Below are 8,644 nucleotides of genomic sequence, written 5' to 3' on the forward strand. Positions count from 1 at the left end.
TTAGCCCCCTGCAATAGCTTGGAAAAGAGAGATGGAATCGCCTTCGTTGACGATGGTTTGTTGCCATTGGCTGCGCGGTACAACCGCATTATTGATAGCAAATACACACCCTAAATCCGGTAGCGAAAGCGAATGAATAATATCTGCAAGAGAAGATGATTGCGCGACCTGCTCTGGTTGCTCGTTTATTGAAATAGTTATGTTGCTCATAGTGCTTCTTCTAAATTATTGGTCACTGACGCATTGCACACTGGACATTCACTATCTTGAGTGACACTTAAGTTTTGCCAGTTCATCGTCTGGCCATCGAACAGTTTGAGTTGATGTGTTTTAACTTGGAACTCGCCAGTACTAATACGCTGAATCGCAGCAAGTGCTTGGAGGTTGCCTATGGTACCAACGACTGGGCCGATGATTCCGCTATCACTACAACGCGTTGTTTGTGGATGGTGCTCAAACGGGAAAAGGCAGTGGTAGCACCCTTTCTGGTTCTGATAATCAAAGACAATAAACTGACCTTTCCAGCCGATTGCAGAACCCGATATCAAAGGTGTATTAGCTTTGAAACAAGCTCGGTTAACCTGCTGGCGTGACGCGAAGTTGTCAGTACAATCCAATACGAGATCAGCCAACATTACTTCTAATTCAAGTTGGCTTTCACTCATTCGTTGATTGATGGTTCTTACTTGGCTTCGACCATTGAGCTCATTCAGTTGTTGTTTAAGTGCTTCGACCTTAAGTGAACCTAATTGGCTTTCCTTGAACGCTACCTGTCTCTGCAGGTTGGACGAATCAACAGAATCGTCATCGACCAACACGATTCTTCCAACACCAGACGCTGCAAGATAAAGAGCAGCCGCATTACCTAAACCACCACAACCAATCACCAACACATGACTGTTTAACAGGTTTCGTTGCCCTTGCTCACCAACCTCAGGTAATGCAATTTGTCGTTGGTAACGGATGAACTCAAAGTCACTCAGCATAGCTAGGCTCCCGCATAACCTCTTTACTAGTCATTGAAGACCTAGGAGCCATCAGCTTATCGAAGAATTCGATCACTTTTTGTGGGTCTGTCGCTAATGTAATCGCACGTACAACCGCTAAGCTCGATACACCACACTCCCAAACCTGCGCAGCTGTCGATTGGTCAATACCTCCAATAGCAACCGTCGGATAACCGGTAAGTTCTTCTGTGTATGGGATAGTATCAATTAGCTGTTGGTACAGAGATAAACGCACCAAGCCTTGAGGCTTTGATGGCATCTGTTTCGTCGTGGTCGGAAATATATGACCTAGTGCAATGTAGCTTGGATTAATCTGGACGATGCGTAGCAACTCATAATAACCATGAGTCGATAGACCGATCTTAATACCCGCTTGGCTCAGTTGGGAAAGGTTTGATTCTTCAATATCCTCTTGTCCCAGGTGCACACCAAAAGCACCATGCTTGAGTGCAAGCTGCCAGTAATCGTTAATAAAAACCTGAGCGTTATGTTCTCGACCAAGTTCGATCGATCGTGCGACTTGTTGCTCTAAATCGGCTTGTTGAGGGTTCTTAATACGTAGTTGAACAGTGTTAATTCCAAGCTTGAGCAACCTTTCGATCCACTCAACATCATCAACCACAGGGTATAGCCCTAGGCTACTCTTGCTCAATTCAGGGAACGAAAGTGATGTTCCTTGGTGGGCCCAACCAACACTAATATCCAGTCGCTCATCTTCCAATACTGGAATTGGAAAGTTTTGGTAATGTGCTGGCCATGTTCCACGTGAAACATTGGACGATGCGCGAGCTAAAACCAATGCGTCCTCTAATGGGAATTCCAGAGCCAACAAAGTAAGTAACCAAGCAAAGTGGCCGCGATTATCTAATTCCTGATGAGCTGTAGTTTCACTCTTGATAGCACGATTAGCATCTCGGTGTGACCAGATATCCAGTATAGTTGAATCATCTGAGACACCGACATAGGTGGTATTCGGAGTTTGTATAAAGGCATCACAAACGTCAGTTAGCGCGACTGAATTACTGTAATCAACAACATGGTTCAGTTCCGCTAACTGACACTCAGCCAATGAATCAACATCATGAGCAAAGCCAATAGATAACGCCTGCTGAGTGTCAACGATAGAGAAGTATTGAGTTGGGCTTACACCCAACTCAACTGCATCGGTTGCCAAGCCTTGTCGCTTAGCAGCCAATAGACAGTTCTGCACCTCTCCCGTTAACTCAATATTTTGAGATGGGATGAGTATCTTCACTGTCATTATTCCTCTAATTGAGCTTCTTTTGCACCTACTGCAGGGTGGTAAAGTTCAGACCCAGTATCACGGAACTCTTGTGATTTCTGACGCATCCCTTCCAACGGGTTATCTAGCATCTTAATCTCAATAGCCTGATCCGCGGCTACTTGTTCTGTATCTTTCGCATACTCTCGGACTTCCTGAGAGATCTTCATCGAGCAGAATTTAGGTCCACACATTGAGCAGAAGTGAGCAACCTTACCGGATTCTTGTGGCAGAGTTTCATCATGGAAAGAACGGGCTGTTTCAGGGTCTAAAGCTAGATTAAATTGGTCTTCCCAACGGAATTCAAAACGTGCTTTAGATAATGCATTATCTCGGATTTGAGCGCCTGGGTGTCCTTTTGCCAAATCCGCAGCATGTGCTGCCAGCTTGTAAGTGATTAAGCCGGTCTTCACATCTTCTTTGTTTGGTAAACCTAAATGCTCTTTAGGTGTGACATAGCAAAGCATCGCACAACCGTACCAACCAATCATCGCCGCGCCAATTCCAGAGGTAATGTGGTCATAACCCGGTGCGATATCTGTAGTCAGCGGGCCTAATGTATAGAAAGGCGCTTCATGACAGTGCTCCAACTGCTCGTCCATGTTCTCTTTGATAAGATGCATAGGTACATGTCCAGGGCCTTCGATGATCACCTGAACGTCGTATTCCCAAGCTACTTTAGTTAACTCACCTAGAGTACGTAACTCCGAGAACTGAGCCTCATCATTGGCATCTGCAATAGAGCCTGGACGCAGGCCATCACCTAGTGACAGAGCCACATCGTACTTCGCACAGATCTCACAGATCTCGCGGAAATGGGTATATAGGAAGCTTTCTTGGTGATGTGCAAGACACCATTTTGCGATAATAGAGCCACCACGGGAGACAATGCCAGTCACACGTTTAGCCGTCATCGGTACATAACGAAGAAGTAAACCGGCGTGGATAGTGAAGTAATCAACACCCTGCTCTGCTTGTTCAATCAAGGTATCACGCATTACTTCCCAGTTAAGGTCTTCCGCAACGCCATTCACTTTTTCAAGCGCCTGATACATAGGAACCGTACCAATTGGTACAGGGCTATTACGTAGGATCCATTCGCGAGTCTCGTGGATATTACGGCCGGTGGAAAGGTCCATCACGGTATCGCCACCCCAGCGAGTCGACCAGACTAGCTTCTCAACTTCTTCTTCAATCGAAGAGCTTACTGAAGAGTTACCGATATTAGCGTTCACCTTCACTAAGAAGTTTCGACCAATAATCATCGGTTCTGATTCTGGGTGGTTGATGTTTGAAGGGATAATAGCTCGACCTTCAGCAACCTCTTTACGCACGAACTCAGGAGTGATTTCTTTCGGCAGGTTTGCACCAAAGTTATGGCCAGGGTGTTGATGGTTAAGCTGCTCATCAGCGAACTTCTGACGTCCCATGTTCTCACGTATGGCAATGTACTCCATTTCAGGTGTGATAATACCCTGACGAGCATAGTGCAGCTGAGTAACACATTGGTCGCCAGTCGCGCGACGAATTCGAGGCAGGTTTCCGTAACGAAGGTCGTCTAGGGTTTCATCTTCTAAACGTTCTTTGGTGTAAACAGAGCTTACATCATCAAGCAATTCCGTATCACCACGCTCTTCAATCCATTGCTCTCGCAACTTAGGAAGGCCGCTATAAAGGTCTATTTCATGCGTAGGATCGGTATAAACACCGGAGGTGTCGTAGACATGAATAGGCTCATTAGGTTCGAATACAGGCTCTTTTTTGGTACCACCAACAAGGCTATCTGCGAGTGAAATTTCTCGTACAGGGACTTGAATGTCCTCTCGAGATCCTTGGATGTAAGCTTTTTTTGAATTTGGATAAGGTTGTACGGATAAAGAATCAATGAAATTCTTCGCTTCCAGTCTTGCTTGTTTACGACTCGACATAGCATTTTTCCTTGGCTTTTAGCCATTATTTATAGGGATAAAAATGCTTGACGGATAAGATGCTACAAGAGGGATCACGGTAAGAAATACAGTTGTGATCTGGAGATAGATCTCTAGAAGGATTCTAGTTAGATATCTACTCTTGTTCCCTTCGCAGGTATTAGCCTGATCAGGTTCAACGGATCCCGAGTTAACGGTCTCAGCCATATGGCACTCCGACAAGTACGATCGAGTATATAAAAACGGCTTGGATAAACCAAGCCGAGTTGTTAACAAATCGTAAGAAAGTTTTAAGACTTTATCAAAAGTTGGAAGCCGATCCATGCGGCTGAAATACTGAGAACCACATTGAGCAGTACATTGAGTCCCATCTTGAAGAACGCGCCCTGCTGCATAAGAAGCACGTTATCCATCGAAAACGTAGAAAATGTTGTCAGGGCTCCAAGGAAACCAAGACCAATAATTTGTCTCCATGGCTCCGTCGCGACCATCTCATTTTCAAACGCGGCGATGAGCAATCCCATAATCAAAGAGCCAATTACGTTAACAGTCAGCGTACCGTAAGGAAAACCACGCCCTAACATTACAACGCATAACTCTGAAATCAAGTAACGTGAACAAGCACCAAACGCGCCACCGATGGCAATAAAACCTAGAATAGATAACTGACCCATGAATCCTCCCAAACAATAATCCCTATATTCTAGCTTTAACGCCGATAAAAGCGAGGGTAGAAACTAAGAATGCATGCGCAAATATTAAACGTTACAGGTGTCACTTAACTTCAATATATCCCATCAAACCCGTTTTCATGTGTTCGATAACATGACAGTGATACATCCAGCGGCCAGGGTTGTCGGCAACAAATGCAGCTTTAGCACGGCCGTTTTTTCCAAGTAACACAGTATCGGTATGGAAGGGCTCTTCTATTTTTTTACCATCAAGTTCCAATACAGTGAATGTATGACCATGAATATGAATTGGGTGATGGTACTGAGTGACGTTCTTGAGGTCGAATATATAAGTTTTACCTAACTCCAAAGTCGCCAACGGGTCTGGAACACTGTCTTTACTCATTCCCTCCCACGCACGTTTATTCGTAAGCCAAAACTTAGGCATCGACTTCCCATCTTTAGATACCGGTGATACCGCCCCTTCCCACTCAAACACAAAATCGATTTCTTCTGCATTAGCGAGGTTTAAGTTAGGCACAGGATTGAGGGGCAATAAAGGAAGTGTTTGGCCTTCGATTAACGTTGAATCAACAGCCTCAAACTCACACAAGGAAAAAGGAAAACGCCCTTTCATTTGAAGGACACTCACTCGCTCCCCCGCCTTGGGAGCAATCAGCCCGAGATCGACACGCATACCTGGGCCAATCTTGTGTTGAGTCAGCTTATAAGGTGTCTTTACAGGGTTACCATCAATAGCAATGACCCATGCCTCAGCCCCCTCAATGGCTATAGGATAGGTAATCGTGTTATCAACATTAGCGATACGCAGCCTAGTCGTTGCATGCTGCTTCAATTGATAGATAGGTTCATGTACTCCATTAACGCTACTCCACTCTCCCGGCGTGCCCATACGAGCGCTGAGGCGAGGGATCATTAAGTCTTTCCACTGACCTTGTTTGTCGATATGCCAATGTTTAAGCATCAGAGCATGCTCTTCATCGAACTGAACTGCCGCACTCTCTTCGACAATAATAAGCCCGACCAAGCCCATACCAAGTTGCTTAACACTGTTCATGTGTGGGTGATACCAGAATGTACCCGCATCTGGTGGCGTGAACTCATAGACAAACGTTTCACCGGGCATAATCGGAGGCTGACTTAAGAAAGGAACCCCGTCCATTTCAATCGGAATTCTCAGGCCATGCCAATGAATTGTGGTCGGTTCTAATAGCTTGTTGGTAAATCGAATCGTTACCTTTTCGCCTTGTCGACAGCGAATAATCGGCGCTGGAGTCTGTCCATTAAAGGCTAAAACATTAGTACTAAATCCCTTCACCAACTCAGCGGTTGAAGGCTCAGTTGTTAAGTCATAAACGAACTTTCCTTGCTCATCAACAGACCGCTTCATTGAGCAAGCTGGTAGGACGGTTAGTGCAGATATAGCGAGAGATGATTGAATAAACTTACGACGGGAAATATCCATATTTGTTGCCTTTTAGTAATAACGACCAAAATGTAACAAAATATTGAGAATAATTCTCATAAAGAAGTATGGTTTGTGCTGTCGATTGTTTATAAAAGAAGCTGAGATAAGTAAGCACTTACTGAAAAGTCGCTAGGTTCTGTTAAAGATAGGAATTGTCGACAAAAAAAATCGAACAAACAGAAAGCAAAAAGGCTCCAGCATTTCTGATGGAGCTTTAAATATGGCAGGGGTGGACTGGGCCGGCACTCCGGAGATTTGACCGGGCTGGCGATTCTGCTCACAACATTGCTTCGTAGAAGCAACAGATATAAAAAAGCCCCAGCATTTCTGCTGAGGCTTTGATATGGCAGGGGTGGAGAGATTCGAACTCCCAACACGCGGATTTGGAATCCGCTGCTCTGCCAATTGGAGCTACACCCCTAAAACTTTTTACTACTTCAGATTCGAAAAAACCTCGCACTAGGCGAGGTTATCGAATAAGTGGCGGAGTGGACGGGACTCGAACCCGCGACCCCCGGCGTGACAGGCCGGTATTCTAACCAACTGAACTACCACTCCGCAGTGGTCAACTCACTAAGTGAGCGTCTAAAGCCTGGCGATGTCCTACTCTCACATGGGGAAGCCCCACACTACCATCGGCGCTATTGTGTTTCACTTCTGAGTTCGGCATGGAATCAGGTGGGTCCACAATGCTATGGTCGCCAAGCAAATTTTGCTTTTACTTTCAGTTTTTAAAAAACTGAAGGCAAATAATCTGGAAAGCTGTTTTTGTTCTCTTCAAACTCATTCAAGCGTTTGGTATTTCTTTGAGTCCACAAAACCCCTTGGGTGTTGTATGGTTAAGCCTCACGGGCAATTAGTACAGGTTAGCTCAATGCCTCGCAGCACTTACACACCCTGCCTATCAACGTCGTAGTCTACGACAACCCTTTAGGACGCTTAAAGCGTCAGGGAAAACTCATCTCAAGGCTCGCTTCCCGCTTAGATGCTTTCAGCGGTTATCGATTCCGAACTTAGCTACCGGGCAATGCCATTGGCATGACAACCCGAACACCAGAGGTTCGTCCACTCCGGTCCTCTCGTACTAGGAGCAGCCCCTTTCAATTTTCCAACGCCCACGGCAGATAGGGACCGAACTGTCTCACGACGTTCTAAACCCAGCTCGCGTACCACTTTAAATGGCGAACAGCCATACCCTTGGGACCGACTTCAGCCCCAGGATGTGATGAGCCGACATCGAGGTGCCAAACACCGCCGTCGATATGAACTCTTGGGCGGTATCAGCCTGTTATCCCCGGAGTACCTTTTATCCGTTGAGCGATGGCCCTTCCATTCAGAACCACCGGATCACTATGACCTGCTTTCGCACCTGCTCGAATTGTCATTCTCGCAGTCAAGCGGGCTTATGCCATTGCACTAACCACACGATGTCCAACCGTGTTTAGCCCACCTTCGTGCTCCTCCGTTACTCTTTGGGAGGAGACCGCCCCAGTCAAACTACCCACCAGGCACTGTCCGTAATCCCGATTCAGGGACCAACGTTAGAACATCAAAACTACAAGGGTGGTATTTCAAGGACGACTCCACCACATCTAGCGACGCGGTTTCAAAGTCTCCCACCTATCCTACACATGTAGGTTCAATGTTCAGTGCCAAGCTGTAGTAAAGGTTCACGGGGTCTTTCCGTCTAGCCGCGGGTACACTGCATCTTCACAGCGATTTCAATTTCACTGAGTCTCGGGTGGAGACAGCGTGGCCATCATTACGCCATTCGTGCAGGTCGGAACTTACCCGACAAGGAATTTCGCTACCTTAGGACCGTTATAGTTACGGCCGCCGTTTACCGGGGCTTCGATCAAGAGCTTCGACCGAAGTCTAACCCCATCAATTAACCTTCCGGCACCGGGCAGGCGTCACACCGTATACGTCATCTTACGATTTTGCACAGTGCTGTGTTTTTAATAAACAGTTGCAGCCACCTGGTATCTGCGACTCTCGTCTGCTCCATCCGCAAGGGACTTCACTGATAAGAGCGTACCTTCTCCCGAAGTTACGGTACCATTTTGCCTAGTTCCTTCACCCGAGTTCTCTCAAGCGCCTTGGTATTCTCTACCCGACCACCTGTGTCGGTTTGGGGTACGATTCCTTACAATCTGAAGCTTAGAGGCTTTTCCTGGAAGCATGGCATCAATGACTTCACTACCGTAGTAGCTCGACATCGTATCTCAGCGTTAGTAGCGGTCCGGATTTACCTAAACCACCCGCCT

General features: G+C 46.3%; 6 protein-coding genes, 2 tRNA genes, 2 rRNA genes and 1 riboswitch. All 10 genes read right to left on the reverse strand.

Annotation, left to right across the window (positions count from 1 at the left end):
• Entirely contained in the window at positions 1 to 210 is a 210-nt protein-coding gene (gene thiS / locus CWO13_RS22815) for a sulfur carrier protein ThiS (protein WP_008221537.1), read from the reverse strand.
• The gene (locus CWO13_RS22820) at positions 207 to 986 is read right to left on the reverse strand and encodes a HesA/MoeB/ThiF family protein (protein WP_108083507.1); all 780 of its coding nucleotides are present in this window, start codon (positions 984 to 986) and stop codon (positions 207 to 209) included. Before CWO13_RS22820 ends, thiS begins: the two co-directional genes overlap by 4 nt.
• Positions 976 to 2,268, reverse strand: a complete 1,293-nt coding sequence (locus tag CWO13_RS22825) for a thiamine phosphate synthase (RefSeq protein WP_108083508.1) — start codon at positions 2,266 to 2,268, stop codon at positions 976 to 978. Before CWO13_RS22825 ends, CWO13_RS22820 begins: the two co-directional genes overlap by 11 nt.
• Positions 2,268 to 4,217 carry a phosphomethylpyrimidine synthase ThiC gene (thiC, locus tag CWO13_RS22830; protein WP_017062996.1) on the reverse strand — a complete coding sequence of 650 codons (1,950 nt, stop codon included), beginning with the start codon at positions 4,215 to 4,217 and terminating at the stop codon, positions 2,268 to 2,270. Before thiC ends, CWO13_RS22825 begins: the two co-directional genes overlap by 1 nt.
• Positions 4,218 to 4,346: 129 nt before the next feature.
• Positions 4,347 to 4,445: riboswitch (TPP riboswitch) on the reverse strand.
• A 62-nt stretch (positions 4,446 to 4,507) separates the two neighbouring features.
• Entirely contained in the window at positions 4,508 to 4,891 is a 384-nt protein-coding gene (gene crcB / locus CWO13_RS22835) for a fluoride efflux transporter CrcB (protein ID WP_004736665.1), read from the reverse strand.
• Between the two features lie 100 nt (positions 4,892 to 4,991).
• Positions 4,992 to 6,374: a multicopper oxidase family protein gene (locus tag CWO13_RS22840; protein WP_108083509.1), complete on the reverse strand. Its 1,383-nt coding sequence runs from the start codon at positions 6,372 to 6,374 to the stop codon at positions 4,992 to 4,994.
• Between the two features lie 347 nt (positions 6,375 to 6,721).
• Positions 6,722 to 6,798: transfer RNA gene (locus CWO13_RS22845), tRNA-Trp, on the reverse strand.
• Between the two features lie 60 nt (positions 6,799 to 6,858).
• A tRNA-Asp gene (locus CWO13_RS22850) sits at positions 6,859 to 6,935 on the reverse strand.
• Positions 6,936 to 6,967: 32 nt separating this feature from the next.
• Positions 6,968 to 7,083 (reverse strand): 5S ribosomal RNA (rrf, locus tag CWO13_RS22855).
• A 129-nt stretch (positions 7,084 to 7,212) separates the two neighbouring features.
• Positions 7,213 to 8,644 (reverse strand): 23S ribosomal RNA (locus CWO13_RS22860); the annotation flags it as partial.

This window comes from Vibrio sp. ZF 223, assembly GCF_003050585.1.
Classification (GTDB): Bacteria; Pseudomonadota; Gammaproteobacteria; order Enterobacterales; family Vibrionaceae; genus Vibrio; species Vibrio crassostreae.